Annotated in this window: 13 protein-coding genes and 1 tRNA gene; 6 read left to right on the top strand and 8 right to left on the bottom strand. The window is 56.7% G+C overall.

What is annotated here, in order from left to right; translation table 11 throughout:
• The first annotated feature begins 19 nt into the window (after positions 1-19).
• On the top strand, positions 20-1,984 hold the full coding sequence (locus ACFCXQ_RS05645; protein WP_379553891.1) for a tetratricopeptide repeat-containing sulfotransferase family protein: 1,965 nt from the start codon (positions 20-22) through the stop codon (positions 1,982-1,984).
• Here the strand turns inward: ACFCXQ_RS05645 and ACFCXQ_RS05640 are convergent.
• From ACFCXQ_RS05640 to ACFCXQ_RS05625, 4 genes are all read right to left on the bottom strand, one after another.
• Positions 1,981-4,248 (bottom strand): methyl-accepting chemotaxis protein, encoded by a 2,268-nt coding sequence (locus tag ACFCXQ_RS05640; RefSeq protein ID WP_379553889.1) that lies wholly within the window; start codon positions 4,246-4,248, stop codon positions 1,981-1,983. The genes ACFCXQ_RS05645 and ACFCXQ_RS05640 overlap by 4 nt on opposite strands.
• Positions 4,249-4,381: 133 nt before the next feature.
• Positions 4,382-6,286, bottom strand: coding sequence for a DEAD/DEAH box helicase (locus tag ACFCXQ_RS05635; RefSeq protein ID WP_379553887.1), 1,905 nt, complete (start codon positions 6,284-6,286; stop codon positions 4,382-4,384).
• Between the two features lie 196 nt (positions 6,287-6,482).
• Positions 6,483-6,556 (bottom strand) — tRNA-Arg (locus ACFCXQ_RS05630).
• Between the two features lie 407 nt (positions 6,557-6,963).
• Positions 6,964-9,354 carry a tetratricopeptide repeat-containing sensor histidine kinase gene (locus ACFCXQ_RS05625; RefSeq protein ID WP_379553885.1) on the bottom strand — a complete coding sequence of 797 codons (2,391 nt, stop codon included), beginning with the start codon at positions 9,352-9,354 and terminating at the stop codon, positions 6,964-6,966.
• A 605-nt stretch (positions 9,355-9,959) separates the two neighbouring features.
• Here ACFCXQ_RS05625 and ACFCXQ_RS05620 point away from each other — a divergent pair.
• The 5 genes from ACFCXQ_RS05620 (at position 9,960) to ACFCXQ_RS05600 (ending at position 14,508) form a co-directional block, all read left to right on the top strand.
• Entirely contained in the window at positions 9,960-10,874 is a 915-nt protein-coding gene (locus tag ACFCXQ_RS05620; protein WP_379553883.1) for an ABC transporter ATP-binding protein, read from the top strand.
• Entirely contained in the window at positions 10,871-11,626 is a 756-nt protein-coding gene (locus ACFCXQ_RS05615; protein ID WP_379553881.1) for an ABC transporter permease, read from the top strand. The genes ACFCXQ_RS05620 and ACFCXQ_RS05615 overlap by 4 nt, the downstream gene beginning before the upstream one ends.
• Before the next feature lie 83 nt (positions 11,627-11,709).
• On the top strand, positions 11,710-12,792 hold the full coding sequence (locus ACFCXQ_RS05610; RefSeq protein WP_379553879.1) for a sensor histidine kinase: 1,083 nt from the start codon (positions 11,710-11,712) through the stop codon (positions 12,790-12,792).
• A complete protein-coding gene (locus tag ACFCXQ_RS05605; RefSeq protein ID WP_379553877.1) occupies positions 12,789-13,394 on the top strand; it encodes a response regulator in 606 nt (201 codons plus the stop codon). Before ACFCXQ_RS05610 ends, ACFCXQ_RS05605 begins: the two co-directional genes overlap by 4 nt.
• A 103-nt stretch (positions 13,395-13,497) precedes the next feature.
• Entirely contained in the window at positions 13,498-14,508 is a 1,011-nt protein-coding gene (locus ACFCXQ_RS05600; protein WP_379553875.1) for an acyl-CoA thioester hydrolase/BAAT C-terminal domain-containing protein, read from the top strand.
• Between the two features lie 365 nt (positions 14,509-14,873).
• On the opposite strand, the gene ACFCXQ_RS05595 is transcribed toward ACFCXQ_RS05600, so the two are convergent.
• Genes ACFCXQ_RS05595 through ACFCXQ_RS05580 form a run of 4 tightly spaced genes read right to left on the bottom strand, consistent with a single transcriptional unit; the run spans position 14,874 to position 17,219 of the window.
• Positions 14,874-15,476, bottom strand: a complete 603-nt coding sequence (locus tag ACFCXQ_RS05595; protein WP_379553873.1) for a hypothetical protein — start codon at positions 15,474-15,476, stop codon at positions 14,874-14,876.
• Positions 15,477-15,478: 2 nt separating this feature from the next.
• Positions 15,479-15,934 carry a nuclear transport factor 2 family protein gene (locus ACFCXQ_RS05590; RefSeq protein ID WP_379553871.1) on the bottom strand — a complete coding sequence of 152 codons (456 nt, stop codon included), beginning with the start codon at positions 15,932-15,934 and terminating at the stop codon, positions 15,479-15,481.
• A 3-nt stretch (positions 15,935-15,937) separates the two neighbouring features.
• Positions 15,938-16,828 (bottom strand): enoyl-CoA hydratase/isomerase family protein, encoded by an 891-nt coding sequence (locus tag ACFCXQ_RS05585; RefSeq protein WP_379553869.1) that lies wholly within the window; start codon positions 16,826-16,828, stop codon positions 15,938-15,940.
• Positions 16,829-16,847: 19 nt separating this feature from the next.
• A complete protein-coding gene (locus ACFCXQ_RS05580) occupies positions 16,848-17,219 on the bottom strand; it encodes a carboxymuconolactone decarboxylase family protein (RefSeq protein WP_298300642.1) in 372 nt (123 codons plus the stop codon).
• Between the last annotated feature and the right edge of the window lie 14 nt (positions 17,220-17,233).

Here is a 17,233-nt window from a genome sequence, read left to right as displayed (position 1 = left end):
CGCATTGTAAGGGCAGGTAATGACGCAGCGCGATGACAGTTTGAAAGCGGCTCAAGCGGCCTTGCAATCGGGCGATTACGCTGCTGGGGCGAAACTCGCAACGGCCCTGCTTGAGCAGGATGCATCGGATGGCGAAGCGCTCTATCTGGCTGCGGTTGCCGCGCGATATCTGCATGATTTTTCGGCAGCAGACGGGTTTCTCAAACGCTTGCATATGGCCATGCCTGAGTATGGCCGGGCGTGGCAGGAAGAGGGGCATCTCGCCCTTGCTCAAGGGGCCGATGCGCGCGCTCTAGACGCGTTTACGCGGGCAACGCGGTTTAACCCCGCCCTTGCTGCGAGCTGGCGCGAACAGGCCCGTCTGCTCGGCGAGGCTGGTCGCACGCAAGAGGCAGGCGCCGCCACGGCTCAGCAGCAGCGCCTCGCCGCCCTGCCCAAAGAGCTGGTCGCGGTGACGCATCATCTGGCGGAAGGGCGTGTGCTGCGCGCAGAGGAAATTTGCCGCCATTATTTGCGCCAACGCCCCCGCGACGTTGAAGGCATGCGCCTGCTCGCCAAGATCGGGCTGGAGCTGGGCGTGCTAGACGATGCGGAATTTCTGCTGGAAAGCGCAGTCTCGTTCGAGCCTGACAATGTTCAACTCAAGCTCGACTATGTTGATGTATTGCGCCGCCGCCAAAAGTTTGCGCGCGCGCATGAAGAGGCGATGAAACTTTACGATAGCGATCCGGCAAGCCCGCTGTTCCAATCACGCCTCGCCATCGAATGTATGCAAACGGGCGAATATGACCAGGCGTTTGAGCTGTTCGAGCAGGTCTTGCAGAAGCTTCCCAACGATCCCGCAACGCTCACCAGCATGGGCCATGCGCTCAAAACGCGCGGGCGCCGCGAAGAGGCGGTAGCTCGCTATCAGGCAGCGATTGCAGTCAAACCAGACCACGGGGATGCGCATTATGCGCTGGCAAACCTCAAGAATTACGCCTTCAGCGACGAAGAGTTATCGCTCATGCAGGCGCAGGCTGAGCGTTCAGATCTTGCCTTTATGGACCGGGTCCATGTGTCATTTGCGCTGGGCAAAGCGCTTGAAGATCGCGGCGATTATGCCGCCAGTTTTGAACATTATGAGGCTGGGAACGCCCTCAAACGCGCACAAACCCGTTATAGCGCCGATGCCATGAGCGAGGAGCTGGCTAAGCAAAAGGAATATTGCACCGCTGAATTGTTCGCGGACAAGGCCGGATTTGGCTGCGAAGCGCCCGACCCGATCTTTATTCTGGGATTACCCCGCGCAGGCTCAACACTACTGGAACAAATTCTCGCCAGCCATTCGCAAGTCGACGGCACGCTGGAACTGCCCGACATATTGGCACTGGCTCACCGGCTGCGCGGTCGCAAGCTGGGCCAGTCGCAATATCCCGCAAATTTGCATGATCTGAAGTTTGAAGACGCGGCGAAATTCGGCGAGCAATTCATCAATGACACGCAGGTTCACCGGCAAGATGCCCCGCTATTCATTGACAAGATGCCCAACAACTTCCGGCATATTGGCCTGATCCATCTGATCCTGCCGAATGCGAAGATCATCGATGCACGCCGCGCGCCGATGGATTGCTGCTTTTCCGGCTTCAAACAGCTTTTTGCCGAAGGTCAGGAGTTCACATACGGTCTTGAGGAAATCGGTCGATACTATGCTGATTACGTCGACCTAATGGACCATTGGGACGCGGTTTTGCCGGGCAAAGTGCTGCGCGTGAGCCATGAAGATGTGCTGGATGATCTGGAAGGCCAGACGCGCCGCATGCTCGACTATCTTGAGCTACCGTTTGAAGAGGCGTGCCTCGCGTTCCACAAAACTGACCGCGCAGTACGCACCGCCTCCAGCGAGCAAGTTCGGGAGCCGATCAACCGCAAAGGTCAGAACGCGTGGCAGCCATACCAAGCGTGGCTCGGCCCTCTTAAGAACGCGCTCGGCAATTCGGTTTAAGTTCGAGCAGCCTCGACCTTGTCGCTTTCGACGATACGGTCATGTAGTCTGGCAACCTCGCGGTCAATCCGCTGAGCTAGGCTTTCCAGCCGCTTTGACGAGTTATCAATCATCCCAATCGTCGCACCTGTCTCGTTAAAATTCGCAGATACTTGCGCGACCGCAGCGCCATTACCCAGCGCCTGCTGACGGGCACCATCAATAAGGGTTGAGAGCGTCTGGGACGTTTCACGCTGCGCAAGAGCCGATTGCTCCACCGATTCTGACAAGGCTCTCACATTGGCCATATTGCCATCAATTGCTCGGAATTGTGCTATTGAGCTACCAATCAATTCGACCAACGAGCCGATGATACCGCCAATTTCGCCAGAGGCCTCATCAGCCTGTCGGGCAAGTGCGCCAACCTCCTCCGACACCACGGAAAACCCGAGGCCAGCCTCGCCCGCGCGCGCAGCCTCTATTCGGGCGTTAAGAGCCAATACGCTGGTCTTATCCGAGATGGCCTTGATCAGTGCGACCAACCTGCCAATCGCCCGCGTGGAATCCTCCAAAGTTGCGGCGATATCTGCCCCCTGGCGGCTGGCGTTTTCTGCGTGGCTGGTTGCCTCATTCGCCTGAGCGATTTTCTCGCTCACCAGATCAAGTGTCTGCGCCAATAGGCTTGCACCCTCGGACATCTGCTCAGACATGGATACAGCCTCATTGGCCTGCTCATGAACATGCGTCACAAGCTCACCAGACTCGTCTGTGCGCGAGGCCAGATTAGTTGACCCTTCGGCAAGCTCACCGGCTTGAGCCTTCAATTCGCCGACAAGTGCAGCGAAGTCGGATTGGAACTCTCGTAAGATCTCTCCGGTTTCATCAGCTCGTTTGCGCTCTCGAACTGCCATCTGAGACAATTGTTGCTGGTTGCGCTCAATTTGCTCTCTTGCCTTGCGTTCGGCAGTCTCGACCCTGTCCAAAAACACGTTGACCGCTTCTGCAACTTCGCTGCCATCTTCAAATGGATCAAAATCTACGCGCTTGCTGATGTCAGCCTCGCCCTGACTGATTTTTTGCAATGTCTCGACCAGCGCCGCACTGCCCATCAGTGCGCCGTGTTCTACTATGTTAAGCCCGCGAGCTTCCATTTCACTGGAGATACGAAGCTTCCCGCGGCTGTTCATCACCGCAGCCAGTGCAAACATGATTGCAAACACACTCAAAGTGATAGCGGCAACGCCCAATAGCTGGACACCAAATTGCGAAACAGGCGTTCTCGTGAGCACTTCCGGACGCAGGACAAACGGCACCGCAAGCGTGCCCAGAATACCGCCAAAGCCATGTACGGTGACCGCATAGACTGCATCATCAATTTTCAGACGCTGTTCCATCCAATTGGCAAAGAAGATCGACAGACCCCCTGCGGCGAACCCGAGCAGCAACGCGCCGCCAGCTTTCGCGAATGGAGCGCTAGCTGTAATGGCTACAAGCCCAATCAACATCCCGTTGATCATACGATCGCTGCGATAATATCCCTCTACTTGCCGTCCGACCACGCAGGCAGCAAGACACCCCGCAGTGCCAGCAAAGATGGTGTTGGCCAAGGCGCGCGAAAACTCATCGCTACCGGGCACTAAGCCGCCCGAGTTAAACCCGAGCCACCCGACCAAAAGCATGAGTGCGCCGCCTCCAGCCAGAACTGGGCTATGTCCATGGACTGCGCTGTTTTCTTCCTCGTCGCTAAAACGGTGTGTCCGCGGGCCAATGATTAAGAGGATCGCCAAAGCCGCGGCACCGCCTGTCGCATGGACCACCGAAGAGCCGGCAAAATCGATAAATCCGCGTGCTTCGAGCCAGCCCTGCCCAGCTCCACCAGGTAAACTGCTGGCCCAGGCCCAGTGGCCAATTATGGGATATAGCAAGGCAGTAAGCGGTAGTGTCAGAATGACATATGCGGAAAAGTGCATGCGCTCAGCGATGGCGCCCGACACAATAGTGGCGGCTGTCCCGCAGAAAAACGCTTGGAGGAGCAGGAAGAGAACGACGCTGCCATCGTCGTCATATCCAGCAAGTGACCAATCGAAACCGACAATCCCATTAGTGTCTGAGGCGAACATGATCGCCGCTCCGACAAAGCAGAATGCAATCACAGCAAGCGCGAAATCAGCGATGTTCTTGAGCGCAACGTTAATGCTGTTTTTGGAACGCACGAAGCCAGCTTCCAGAAAGAGGAAGCCAACTTGCATACCAGCGACAAGCGTCGCTGCTATTGCGAGCCACATGGCTTGTTCCAATTTCCCCTCCACCCAAACAGCTCGGTTTGCCGGCTATCCTTCGGTTTTATATGGAAAAAGCTAAAGCAAGGTTAACTACGTAAATGCACCATTACTAAGCTGGCCCAGCGGGATTTACCCGTTACTTCGACCAGGCGGGCTTGCCCTTGTTCTTGCCAGCCTTTTTACCCGGGCCTTTGCCCTTGAAGCCCGGCTTCGGCTTGCCTTTGGATGGTTTGCCCTCGAAGTGCTTACCTTCGCCTTGCTTGCCGCCATCTGTTCGGGGCGCGTCTTTTTTGTCGCGTTTCTGGCCCGGGCGCGGTTTGCCGCCTGAGCTCTTATCGCTGCGCCCCTTGCCGCCGTGTCCGCCTTTGCGATGCGGCCTTGCATAGCCACCAGGCCCACCGCGCTTGCGGTTATTCCGCGCTTCGATCCGCGGGCCTTCCGTCGATTCCTCAATGGCAATCGCGTCTTGCTCGTCTTCGCTATTTTCGGTGCGCTTCAGCGTCTCAATAAATTTGGGTGCAAGCGCGCGAGGGATCTGAAACCAAGTCTCATTCGGCCCAACCCGAATAGCGCCGATCTCGTTGCGCGTAATGTGCCCACGTCGGCAGATAAGCGGCAAGATCCAGCGCGGCTCGGCATTCTGACGGCGGCCAATGCCCATCTTGAACCAGACTACATCCTCAAAGCCAGGGCGGTGGCGCTCGACCTTGTCTTTTGCGCGGGCTTCAGGCGTATTCGCGAGCAATTCTTCTGGTTGCGGCATCTTCGCCCGGTGCGCTTGCACCAGCGCAGCAGCGATATCTTCAGCCGGGAGCCGCTCAATAAGCTCAGCCGCAATCGCGCGGTCGTCATCTTCATATTCAGCCGGGGCCGTGAGCTTCTCCATCAGGCGCTCATGGTCTTTCTTGCGGATCGCCTCGCGTGTCGGCGCGCCCAGCCAATCCGCCTTGATCTTTGCTCCGCGCAGCATGCTCTCAACCCGCTTGCGGCGATTGTACGGCACAATGATTGCGGCGGTGCCCTTCTTACCCGCACGGCCAGTACGGCCAGAACGGTGCTGCAACGTTTCAGCATCGCGCGGCGTCTCTACATGGATCACAAGACTAAGTGTAGGCAGATCGAGGCCGCGTGCCGCGACATCAGTGGCAACGCATACACGCGCGCGCCGGTCACGCATGGCTTGCAGGGCCTGATTGCGCTCTTGCTGGGAATGTTCACCCGACAGCGCGACGACGCCAAACCCGCGGTTTTGCAGAGTTGCGTGAAGCCGGCGAACGCTTTCCCGTGTGGCGCAGAAACAAATCGCGGATTCCGCCTCATGAAAGCGCAGAAGATTGACCACGGCGTTTTCGATCTCGGACGGGCCAACCGTGATCGCTTGATAGCTGATGTCGCCGTGTCCGCGATCTTTGCCTGCTAGCGAGAGCCGCAGCGCATTCGATTGATACCGCTCTGCGAGCCGCTCAATTGCACGCGGCATAGTTGCGGAGAATAACAGTGTGCGGCGGCCCTCCGGCGTCGCATCAAGGATCTCTTCCAGATCATCGCGGAAGCCCATGTCGAGCATCTCGTCCGCTTCATCCAGCACCACACCGACCAAGCCAGACAAATCGAGCGAGCCGCGCTCGAGGTGATCCCGCAGGCGGCCTGGTGTGCCGACGACGATAGCTGGGCCTGCACGCAAGGCGCGGCGCTCTTTGCTCGCATCCATCCCGCCAACGCAGGTCGCGATCCGCAGCCTGGCTTTGGCGTAGAGCCAACCAAGCTCGCGGCTGACCTGCAAAGCCAATTCACGCGTTGGCGCGATAACGAGTGCGAGCGGCTTTTCGCTTAGCGGCGTGCCGCCAATCTCCCCAAGAAGCTCTGCCGCCAATGCGATGCCGAACGCAACAGTCTTGCCCGATCCGGTTTGCGCTGAAACAATCAGATCGCGCCCTGCGGCATCCGGAGCAATTGTCGCTGCCTGAACTGGTGTGGGCTCAGCATAGCCACGTTCAGCTAAGGCTTCGCCCAAGATCGGCGGAAGGGTCTCAAAAGACATGTTAGTTCGCTCTGGTAGCGGCGCAGTTTGTGGCGCGGGGAGAAAAGGCATGAGAAGTGCGCATGCTCTGCGATCCGCTCAAAGTGCGCCGCAGCAAATGCCGAAAGCGCCTATGCGGAATCCATTAGCGGGAAACATGCGCTTTGGCTTGCGATATTTTGCAGGTGCAAAAAATGGGAGGCAATTTATGTTAAAATGGTGCCCCCGCGGGATTCGAACCCACAGCCTTCGAGGTAGAAGCTCGATGCTCTATCCAGTTGAGCTAGGAGCGGAGTTATCGAGCACAATTTGGCAGATTGTCTGTGAGGAAACAATTGCACGCCGCTGTAAGGCAACACTCAACGCCAAAAATCACCGACCATAAAGCGCAGAGTTGCGGAAACTATTCCACACTGCGTCGGTCCTTTTTGGGCCGTTTACGGAACGTCTGCTTCCGATGAGTAGAACGCCGAGAACTGAACTTCGGCTTACGACCCATGTTCGGACATTAGGGAAGGCGTCAAGCCAGATGTCATTTAGGTAGTGTCTCAGCAATTTTTGTAAGGCCTGCTCTTAAGCTCAGAACGATGAAGGTGGAGGCCTGAGCGGTTCTTAACTGCCTACCAAACAACGGTCTAACGTAAGAGGGCAATAGAGAAGGCCACGCTTGTTACCGTTGAATATCCTGATCAAGCCTGTCATTTTCGGAACGGGATGCCAGTGATGGTCCAGACTGTGCCATTTGCAGACTGAGAGAAATCTGCAGTTGCGCCGATCTGGTCGACCAAGTCTTCGATAAGCTGAACCCCGGTGCCCTTTTGCGCGGTTTCAGCGTCGCCATGGCCAATGCCATTGTCGCTGATGACTGCATCGGCCCAGTTCTTGCCTTTTCGCAGCTCGACCGAAAATTCACCGTGCCCGTCCCTGAAAGCATGCTTGTATGCATTGATCATCATCTCACAGATGATCAGGCCTAGGGGGGTTGCGACCTCGGGCGATACGAGAAATGAGTCGCTCTCAACTCGTGCTTCCACACCTTCAGGCGATAGTGCATTGCTGGCGTGATTGACCAGTTCCGTCACAAATTCGCGCATTTCAACATCGACATGGTCATCGATGTTTCTCAGGTGCTCATGCAAAAGCGCCATCGTTTTCAATCTTTGGCGAAGCCCCTGCAAGTCGCCTGATCCATCGTTCAATTCACGCTCTTCAAGCCGGATCAAACTCGATGCAAGGTTCAGCACATTCTTCGTGCGATGGTGCTCTTCGACCAGAACTTTTCCCTGTAAGCTGGCGAGCCGCTGTTGTGTTCGATAGGAGAAGAAAGCCAGCCCTGCGGCAATGGCTGCCAACACCGCAAACGCGATTGCAACATACGTCCGTACCGTGCTTTGCTCCAAACGCAGCGACTGCAGCTCAGCGTCTTTAGCTGAAAGCTCGATCGTACGATCTTTGTCCCTCAGATCCATTTGAAGGTCAGCATTGGCGGCAGCGCGAACTTTCTCGCGTTCATATCTATCGTTGCTAAGGGACACAGCTGTCATTGAATGCCCTAGAGCGGCTTCATAGTCCCCCATGGCCGCCAGAACAGTTGACATATTCTGGTGGTATTCTGACTTCCAAAAACTGAAGGCTGCGTCCTCATCCAGCGACGAAGCGTCTACATCGTCTCTTGCAAGAATTTCAGTGACTTTGTTCAAATTCTCTTGGGCCGAACGAATGTTAGATTGCTCAATATTGAGCGACGCAGTCCATGCGTAAATCGCGGCAGCATTGATTGCGTTGCCTTTATTGAGAGCCGTTGGAATAGCGCGGCTTGCCATCTCTATTGCAGCGTCAGTATCGCCAAGAGCGTGAAGTGACCGAGCTTCGTAGTAGTCAGTATAGCCGAGTATTTGGCGGGCTGGATAATCACCAGCGATGTCACGCGCTTTCGCATAGGATACCAATGCTTCTGAGTGCCGGCCTTCGGCAGCATGCGAATAGCCAATATTGCTGTGTGCCACAGCCGCATTTGCTGTGCGTGGACCAGTGGCCTCTTCAAAGAGTGCTACAGATTGCTTGTAGACAGTGAGAGCCCGCTCATTGTCGCCCAAGTCCGAGAAAATGTTCCCAAGACTGTTGTAGATGCTCGCCTGACCACTGTAAGTCTCTTCAATTATCAGAATTTCGAGGGCTCTCTGATAATATTCAATTGCTTGACCAGAATTGCCTTGGGCATAAGCGGCTTGGCCGAGCGTGTGAAGAACGTTGAATTCAATCACCGCCATGGGATCAGCTTCAATCTCGGAAAGCAACCTCTCTCCTTGACGAAGCACCTGATCGTGCTGACCAACCATCCTCGCCAAAATTATCTTGGTCAAACTGAGGCAGAGCGCAAATGGCATCATACCCTCTCGTCTGAAGCGCTCTTGCAAATCATCAAGATATGCGTCCTCGATCTCTCTCGACGGCTCGAAAAGGAAAACGCGCCTTACAATTAAACAGAATCGCTTCAGGTCTAATTCTGGCGTTGAGCTGTCGAAAGACTGAGCTGCGTCAGAAAGTGACGCGACGGCCGCATCATGATTTTGATCTTTGTTTTGCAGTTCCGCCAGTGCCAAGCGAACAGAGGTGGCCACACTAGGGTATTCCTCAAGCTCATCCTCCTGAAGCAACTCCGTTAAACTAGAAATGGCGGTTTCTATATTGCCAGCTTTGGCAGTGATTGAAGCTTCCGCAAGTCGGATGTTGAAATCGGCCAACGGGTCATTTGCCGTACGAAGTCTCCGACGCAATTGATTGATTGCGTTTGATGGAATAGACTCTGAGTCCGCTAGTCGCAGTTGCAACCGTCTAATCTGGAGGTAAGTTCTTGCCTTACCGCTGGCATTCGAGATAAAATTTTCTAGCGCATCGCGAGACAGATAGTCGCGCTGATATGTCAGGTAATCCCTCGCAAACGTCAGTTGTTCTTCGCTGGAAAGATCGCTGAAGCCAGCTTCGCACTCGGCGCGAGACTGCTTAAACTGCTCGAAATCGTCGCGAAGTGTATTGTCAGTCGCCGACTGGACCAGAGCTCGACAAGCGCCGCCATCGTCCTCAGGCAAGCCTCCGTCACTTACTTCTTTGCAGGCAGTGAGCAGAGATAAACTCGCTAGAACCAACAAAGAGAGGCGTGTCAGAATGGCTCGATCCCTCTGTCTCAATTGAGTGTTTCGACGAACATTTCTGGTTCTCAAAAATATTGACGTTCACAAAAATCCAGAATTGCTAAAGGAGCATTGTCCGGACAAATGGTCAACGTAAATCGGGCGGAGGGATGAACTCATCCTTGTCCGCGGGGGAAGCCGAAAACGCCCTTTCTCCCAATCGCCTGCAGCCCATGCCTCTTTCGCTGCTTCGATCTTTTCTTCTGATGACGAAACGAAGTTCCACCAGATGTAACCTAAGTTCCCCTCACAACCATTGGTGAAGAGTCTGCTCTCACCCCCAATATCGGTCATTGAACGAAGTCCCGAATTTGGGCCGGAAGCTGGCTGTCTGGTTTCAGGCTGTTCTATGCGTAAAGCTGCCAGTTCATAAATGGACCCTCAGCAGATCATTGGCTTGGATGACCACACATGACATCCGTCATGCCTCAGGGCTGATACCTCGCACTGCCTTCCTTGCATCATTGGAACTAAATCATGAGCCAATGTCGAGGAGAACAAAGATGCAGACCGATCTAGGCTCCACAGTCGCTGAACTGCAATGCGTATCGAAGTCGTATGGTAGTCAGCGCGTGCTCAGCGATTTCAGTTTCGCGCTTGAACCGGGATGCGTGACTGCGTTGCTCGGTCCCAACGGAGCGGGCAAGTCGACCGTGGCCGGCCTCATGACTGGACGCCTTGCTGTTGATGCCGGTAAGGTCAACCTTTTCGGCCTGGAGCCGCGCGATCGCCGGGCGCGGGCCCGCATGGGGATCATGCTGCAATCATCTGGCCTGCCGGATGTGCTGACAGTGAGGGAGGTGATTGATTTGCACGCCAGCCATTTTGCCCGGCGGCTGACAATCGATCATGTTCTTGAGGAGGCAGGACTCGTCGAACTCAAGGACCGCCGGTGCGGCAAGCTTTCGGGAGGTGAACAGCGCCGCGTCCAGTTTGCTCTTGCCATCTCCGGGGCCCCCGATCTCTTGGTGCTTGACGAACCGACCACCGGATTTGATCCCGAGGCGCGCCGGGCCATGTGGCAGCTGGTCCGCGCCAAGGCCGAAGCGGGCGCAGCGGTGCTTTTGGCAACGCATCACATGGATGAGGCGGAAGCCCTCGCAGACCGTATCGTGGTCATCGCAAGAGGAGCGGTTCTCGCCGACGGACCTCCCGCACGGATCAAGGCGCAAGTGGCCGGCACAATGGTAAGGCTACGCACCCGGCTGCCAGCTTCGCGCTTCGGCACCTTGCCCGATGTGGTGAAGATCGACGAGCGCGGGGCAGATGTTGCAATCTTGACGACCAGTCCTCGTGCAACGCTTGAGGCGGTGTTCCGAATTGATCCCGCGCTGCAGCATTTCGAAGTTGTCAGCGCATCGCTCGAAGATGCCCTGGAAAACCTTGTCACAAGCCAGAACGTTCAGGAGGCAGCATGATGTCCACCCTTCTTCCTTCAGCGCCGCGCATCTACTGGCTCGAGAGCTGGGCAGAGATCATCAAGTCTGCGCGCATGCCGCAATTCATCATTCCGACAATTGCTCTGCCGCCAACATTTTATGCGTTGTTCGCGTTCGCTCTTGGGCAGGGCAGCACAGCTTCTGCGACGCAGACGCTTGCAACTTTCGGTGTCTTCGCCGTGATGGGCCCGGCACTGTTCGGGTTCGGCGTCAACATCGCTGCCGAACGCGAAACCGGGCAGCTTGAATTGAAGCGCCTGTCCCCGATGCCGGCAGGCGCGCAAATCACGGCCAAGATTGCCGCAACTACTGTCTATTGCGTGGTCGCGTTCGTGATCCTTTATGCGCTGGGAGTGGCCGCAGGGGTTTCGCTCGCAGCTTCGCAATGGGCCGCGATGTTTCTCGTCCATTTCTTGTCCATCATTCCCTTCTCTCTAATCGGGATCGGCATCGGCTATCGCTTTGGACAAGGCGCAGCCGTGGCGCTCGCCAACATTGTGTTTCTCTCTTTGGCAGTGCTCGGCGGATTGTGGTTCCCGATCACGGCGATGCCGCAATTCATGCAGAGCCTCGCCTGGAGTCTGCCATCGTATCACCTGGGTGAGATCGCACTGATGGCGGCGGGCCAGCGCGACGGCGGATATCTTTTGTTGCACGCGGGGCCTTTGCTGCTCATCACACTTGCCGCAGCTATTTTTGCATGGACCGGCGAACGGCAGCAGTCACGGTGAAGACAAACGGAATGACGCAAATAGTCGGAACCTCTTCAAGCCAGCAACCACCGGTAGAAGGGGATTACAACGCAGGAGGCAGGATGAGCCAAGAAGGGTTATCGGTTGCATGGTCCAAGCTCGATCATCCCGCCATCTGGCTTGCCTACTTGCCGCTGTTTTTCATTCCGTGGTTCATTGAGCAACCAAGTCTGTTTCAGATGATCGCTGCGACAGGCGGACTGATCGTCTTTCTCGGCCTTTACTTTGCAGCGTTCAAGGCGACGGGCGCGCGCCTGATCGTCTTGGCAGCCGCCACTTTGCTGGTTTCTTTTGCACTCGCTTTCACCGGAAGCAACTGGACGGTAATCGCAATCTACGCCGCAGCAATGGTCGGAAATCTGCGACCGCCGCGGCGAGCCGCTGTTCTTGTTGGTGCTTTTGCAGCAGCAACAAGCCTTTTGGCGCTGGTCATCCAGCAACCAGCGATCTTCTGGGCCTTTGGTGTTTTCCTGATGGTAATGGTCGGTGCCGCCAATATTTCGCGCGCGGCGCTCGAAGACAAGAACCGTGCACTGGCTGAATCGCGTGACGAGGTGCGTCAGCTTGCCGCAGCCGCCGAGCGTGAGCGTATCGGCCGCGATCTGCACGATCTGTTGGGAAGGACACTCACCTTAATTGCGATCAAGGCCGACCTTGCCGCCAAGCTGGCTGACCGGGATTCCGGAGAAGCGCGCAAGGAGATGCGCGACATTGCCGGTGCTGCGCGACAGGGGCTGGCGGATGTACGTTCAGCAGTGAGCGGGATGACCGGCGCAACGCTCAGCCGTGAGATCGCAAGCTCGCAAGCCGCGCTTGGCGTGGCGGGGATTGATTGCACCATAGAAGGTGATGCCGACCGGATCGATCCGGGCAGCAGCGCGGTGCTCGCCATGGCTTTGCGCGAGGCGGTGACAAATGTGATCCGCCATTCCGGAGCGTCGGCTTGCGAGATCGCGGTTAGGCAACAATCAGCGGGGCTCGAAATGGTCGTGAGCGACAATGGCAATGGCGAGGCTGTGCGGGCGGGCGGGGGGATTTCCGGCCTGGGATCTCGTCTCGCAGCAGCCGGCGGGGATCTAGCGGTCAGAGGCACGGCTGAGGGCACGCAATTGATTGCGCGCCTGCCGCAGGATGCGAGGCCATGATCCGTCTCGCCATTGCTGAGGACCAAATGCTGGTTCTTGGAGCACTTGCGACCCTCTTGGCGCTAGAGGACGATATCGAGGTCGTCTGCCGCGCAGAGGATGGAAACACCGCTCTCGAAGAGGTTAAGCGGCTAAAGCCCGATATTCTCCTCTCTGATATCGAAATGCCCGGCCTTTCGGGTCTCGATGTCGCGGAAGCCATCGCGCGGGAGAAGCTTGGAACAAGCGTCCTCATCGTCACGACGTTCGGGCGCGCGGGGTATTTGCGGCGCGCGATGGACGCAGGCGTGCGCGGATATCTACTCAAGGACACTCCATCGGATGCTCTTGCCGCCGCCGTGCGAAAGATCGCTTCCGGTGGTCGGGCAATCGCGCCTGAGCTTGCAGAACTTGCCTGGGATGCGCCCGCCAATCCACTAACCGAACGCGAACGCGATGTGCTCCGACTGGCAGAGGAAGGGCGTTCGAACAAGGAGATCGCCAGGCAACTCGATCTCTCGCCAGGGACGGTTCGCAACTACCTGTCCGAGGCATCCGGCAAGCTGCACGCATCGAGCCGCATCGAAGCGGGCCGCATCGCACGCGAACACGGTTGGCTCTGACGCCCTTGCATAATTGTGACGTTTGTCAGGTCCATGCCCTGACGGCCTGCACTGCCTGATGCGGCATTACCGACGTAATTGTCTGCTCAAAGGAGAAGCGGCAATGCGTGGACGAAAAACCCTCTTATCGGCTATGGCCATCGCAGCGCTACTGGGCGGAGCCGCTTTGTTTCAACAGGCCGCACCCGAACGCTATGGACTGCCTGAAATCGAGGTGCTTGATCCGGGCACGACAGGGCAGCGCATCGATCAGGCTGGGTTGTTCGGCAATTACTATCCAGCAAAGCGAACTGAAGATGCAATCCATGCCGACCGGCGTCCTGCGGTGCTCCTTTTGGGCGGATCGGAAGGTGGCCTCGGTAGCGGTGCCAAGCACATGGCGCTTTCGCTTCAGGAGGAGGGTTTCACCGTTCTTCACCTCGCCTATTTCGGCGCACCGGGACAGCCCGAGGCGCTTGAGCGTATACCGATTGAAGGGTTTGACCAGGCCCTGGATTGGTTGAAGCAGCAACCCGGCGTCGATCCGCAAAGGCTGTCCGTGGTCGGCGCATCAAAAGGGGCCGAAGCGGCCTTGATCATCGCGTCGCGCAGGGATGATCTTTCCGCAGTAGTGGGCGGGATGCCAACGAGCGTAGCGTGGAATGGGATCAACTGGGCGAGCAGTGGTCAGAGCCCCTATTCCTCTTGGACAATTGGCGGGAAGCAGGTCGCAACCATGCCGTTCTCTGACTGGCAGGCGTCAGAAGGAATTATCAGCGTCTATCGCGCGGTCGAGGATCCCGCACTGAGCGCCGCCGCAGAGCGCGCCGCCATTCCGATTGAACAGGCCAGCGCCGGCATCATGCTGGTTTGCGGAGAAGCTGAGACCATGTGGCCGGCTTGCCCGATGTCGCGCATGATCGCAAAGCGAAGCGCTCAGAAATCCGGACCGGCCGTTTCGGTGTTGGCATATCCGGATGCCGGGCATTTCGTCTTCGGGCCTCCCATGGAAACTGACAGTCCGTTTTACGAAAGGCTCGACATGTTCGGCGGAAGCGTTGAAGGGAACGCGAAAGCGCGAGCGGAAAGCTGGCCGAAGGTAGTGGCTTTTTTGAAAGAAATGGCACCGCAATAATTGGCCGGCGGCAATGGCACCGGTGACGGCAATTGGGCCGTTAGCCGACTGTCTGGTTTTGGAGCATCAGATCACGAAAGCAGACGTCCCACTTTCGCCCCAATCACGCTCTTTGTCCAAAGCCACGCTCTTTGACCAAAGTAAGTACACTGCGCTCTTCTCTTAACTCTAGGCGACCGAAAAAGCCGAAGAGCAAAGATGGTGCTCCAACCAATCAGACATGTTTTGAGGAGAGGAGAATGCGCAAATGCGGCATGCATCTCTCTATTCGCTTAGGATCTCCGAACCTTTCATTGTTCGCACTATGAGAGCGAGCGAACCAATATTCAGCGCTAGCTGCGCCGCCAAATCAGCGAAGCAGGGCTTCAATCCGCCAGATCCTCTCGGTTCGCCGCTTCCTCTCTAGCAGCTGCTGCCATCGCGTTGGTGCCAGTTTTCATGAAGCGCGCGACTTCGGGCTGGCGCTGTCTGACGAAGAAACCCGTGATGGCGCCTTTCGGCTTGATCTTGTAAGTCCATTCGAACTTCATCGTGTCATCGTCGATTGCAATGAACCTTTGCTCGCCAATAATCTGATCGACGCCAAGCGCTACATCGCTGGTGAATATCCAGACTTGATAGCTGAATAACTCGGGGCGGTTTTCCAACACTCTTTCGATCACGTAGTGCCCGTCTTCGAGATTGATCCGGCGGACGGAATTCGGTTTTAGCCAATCGTCGCGCAAGTCGGTCGTGCTTGCAGGTGGTGAGATATTCTCGGTCGGCTCGAAGAAATAAATAAACGGATTCTCCAGCAGCCAGGCGCGGTGCTCTTCCACGCTCATTGGAATTTCTGCCTCGACCACAGTCGTTATGAACCCATCGGTCGCCACTGGTGGCGGTTCGGTGTATTCGGGCGGAGTTTCCGGGGCTGCTGCTGCCGAGCAGCCTGCGAGGAAAAGTACAAACGCACTCAGAAGATATCGCATCTTTACCTCGCTGCTTTGGGGCTGGATCGCATCATCATGGGGACCGTTTTTAGCCAGCCGATCTGTTTGGGGATCGCCAGGGCATTCCAGCAATCCGCTTTCCAGTGGATTTGCTCGCCGCGAAACTTGAAGAACGACGTGGATGGAATGCGCCACAACTCGCCGGGTTTGGGCCTGCCCGCCGCATCGACTTTCTTGGCACCGGACATGTAGAGCTGAACCGCTACCTGGCTATCGTCGATAACGACGATCTCCGGCTCGAGACGGAAATACGGACTGAGGCGCCATGTCTCGTCGATAAATGCCGCAAGCTCGTCGCGCCCCTTCATGTTGCGGCCCATGGTGAAGTCGATGAAATCGGCGTCTTCGGTAAAGACGGCAAGCACGCCGTCCTTATCCATCGTGTTGAACGCCTTGTAATAGACGTCCAGCACGGCCTGTGTCTCTTCGCGGTTCATAGGTCAGTCCACCCAGAAATCGATGGAGGTGGCGCGGCGCTTCGTGATCGGGCTTTCCGGGTCTTTCTTGACGTATGAAGCCCAGCCATGGCGAGCATCCGCGTCGGCAACCGCGCCCGTCTGGTTGACCGAGCTGGTATAGGCGGTCTGGAGCGCTTCGAAGCCTTGCGCAGTGTTGAGGTCGGCCTCGACATTCTTATTGATGATGAACTTCAATTGGCGGAGCCCCTGATGGTTTTTCATCTGGAGCAGCTCGACCAGTTCCTGTGTCGCCTCTTCGAGTTCGTCGTTTCCAACAACGCGATTGAACAGGCCCAGATCGACGCCACGCTTTGCGGGGTGCAGCGCGCCCAGTAGGTTGATTTCCTTTGTCATGCGGCGACCGATCAGGCGAACCATTCGGGTCGTCCCGCCCCAACCGGGTGTGATGCCCCAGTCCACTTCGGGCATGCCCCAGCGAGCCCGCTCAGTGCAGATAACGAAGTCGCATGCCATAGTGACTTCGAGCCCGCCGCCAACGCAATTGCCGTCGACTGAGGCGATGGTGATCTTGTCGAGCTCCTCCAACGTATTCGCCATGTATTGGTAGTAGCGCACCCGGCGGAACACCTGATTGGGGTGCCCCCATTTGCCGGCCGCCATTTCTGTCAGATCATCGCCGGTGCAAAAATTTCCGCCAGCACCTTTCAGTACGACGATGTGAAGGTGCTCTTGATCGCGGATGTATTCGAGCGTTTCAGTGAATTCGCGCGACAAATCGATGGAAAGCGCATTCATAACTTCGGGACGGTTCAACGTGATGGTCGCGACGTCACCATCTTCCTCATAGATGAGGTGTTCGGTTTCGGGTCGCGTGGCTGTGCTGCGGTTGTATCCGTGCGGTGTTTTGCTCATCCTAAACTCTCCCTTGCGATTAGTTTTTGTCGCCTGCGTTCGGCAAGATTGTGTGCGCAATGTCGCGAGCGGAGGCGGAGACGGGAAACCCGCCATAATAGGCGAGGTGGACCATCATCTCTTCGATTTCTTCGGGGGTGACGCCGACATTGAGTGCGCCGCGCAGATGCAGCGCAAATTGCTTCTCGCGGCCAAGCACCAGCAGAGCGGCGACAGTGATCAGGGACCGGTCCCGGATCGCAAGGCCTGGTCTTGGCCAAATTTCTCCGAACAAATGTTCCAGAGCAACGCCGCGAAATGGATCATCGTTGCCATCGTTGCCCGATGCCGCCCCTTTCCCCCAGAGCTGCTCGACAATTGCACGCGCTTTTTCCTGTCGGTCGTCCGTCATGTCATTCTCCTTTT

It is taken from the genome of Qipengyuania rhodophyticola, from assembly GCF_042493225.1.
GTDB lineage: Bacteria > Pseudomonadota > Alphaproteobacteria > Sphingomonadales > Sphingomonadaceae > Erythrobacter.
Note: the sequence above shows the minus strand (reverse complement) of the source record. Positions and strands in the feature narration are given on the sequence as shown.

What these genes read in the sequence shown, in the direction of transcription:
- ACFCXQ_RS05600 (WP_379553875.1), top strand. Translation starts at nt 13,498, where the DNA reads ATGCGTGGACGAAAAACCCTCTTATCGGCTATGGCCATCGCAGCGCTA.
- ACFCXQ_RS05645 (WP_379553891.1), top strand. Translation starts at nt 20, where the DNA reads ATGACGCAGCGCGATGACAGTTTGAAAGCGGCTCAAGCGGCCTTGCAA.
- ACFCXQ_RS05640 (WP_379553889.1), bottom strand. Translation starts at nt 4,248, where the DNA reads ATGTGGCTCGCAATAGCAGCGACGCTTGTCGCTGGTATGCAAGTTGGC.
- ACFCXQ_RS05635 (WP_379553887.1), bottom strand. Translation starts at nt 6,286, where the DNA reads ATGTCTTTTGAGACCCTTCCGCCGATCTTGGGCGAAGCCTTAGCTGAA.
- ACFCXQ_RS05615 (WP_379553881.1), top strand. Translation starts at nt 10,871, where the DNA reads ATGATGTCCACCCTTCTTCCTTCAGCGCCGCGCATCTACTGGCTCGAG.
- ACFCXQ_RS05590 (WP_379553871.1), bottom strand. Translation starts at nt 15,934, where the DNA reads ATGAACCGCGAAGAGACACAGGCCGTGCTGGACGTCTATTACAAGGCG.
- ACFCXQ_RS05595 (WP_379553873.1), bottom strand. Translation starts at nt 15,476, where the DNA reads ATGCGATATCTTCTGAGTGCGTTTGTACTTTTCCTCGCAGGCTGCTCG.
- ACFCXQ_RS05580 (WP_298300642.1), bottom strand. Translation starts at nt 17,219, where the DNA reads ATGACGGACGACCGACAGGAAAAAGCGCGTGCAATTGTCGAGCAGCTC.
- ACFCXQ_RS05610 (WP_379553879.1), top strand. Translation starts at nt 11,710, where the DNA reads ATGAGCCAAGAAGGGTTATCGGTTGCATGGTCCAAGCTCGATCATCCC.
- ACFCXQ_RS05585 (WP_379553869.1), bottom strand. Translation starts at nt 16,828, where the DNA reads ATGAGCAAAACACCGCACGGATACAACCGCAGCACAGCCACGCGACCC.
- ACFCXQ_RS05605 (WP_379553877.1), top strand. Translation starts at nt 12,789, where the DNA reads ATGATCCGTCTCGCCATTGCTGAGGACCAAATGCTGGTTCTTGGAGCA.
- ACFCXQ_RS05620 (WP_379553883.1), top strand. Translation starts at nt 9,960, where the DNA reads ATGCAGACCGATCTAGGCTCCACAGTCGCTGAACTGCAATGCGTATCG.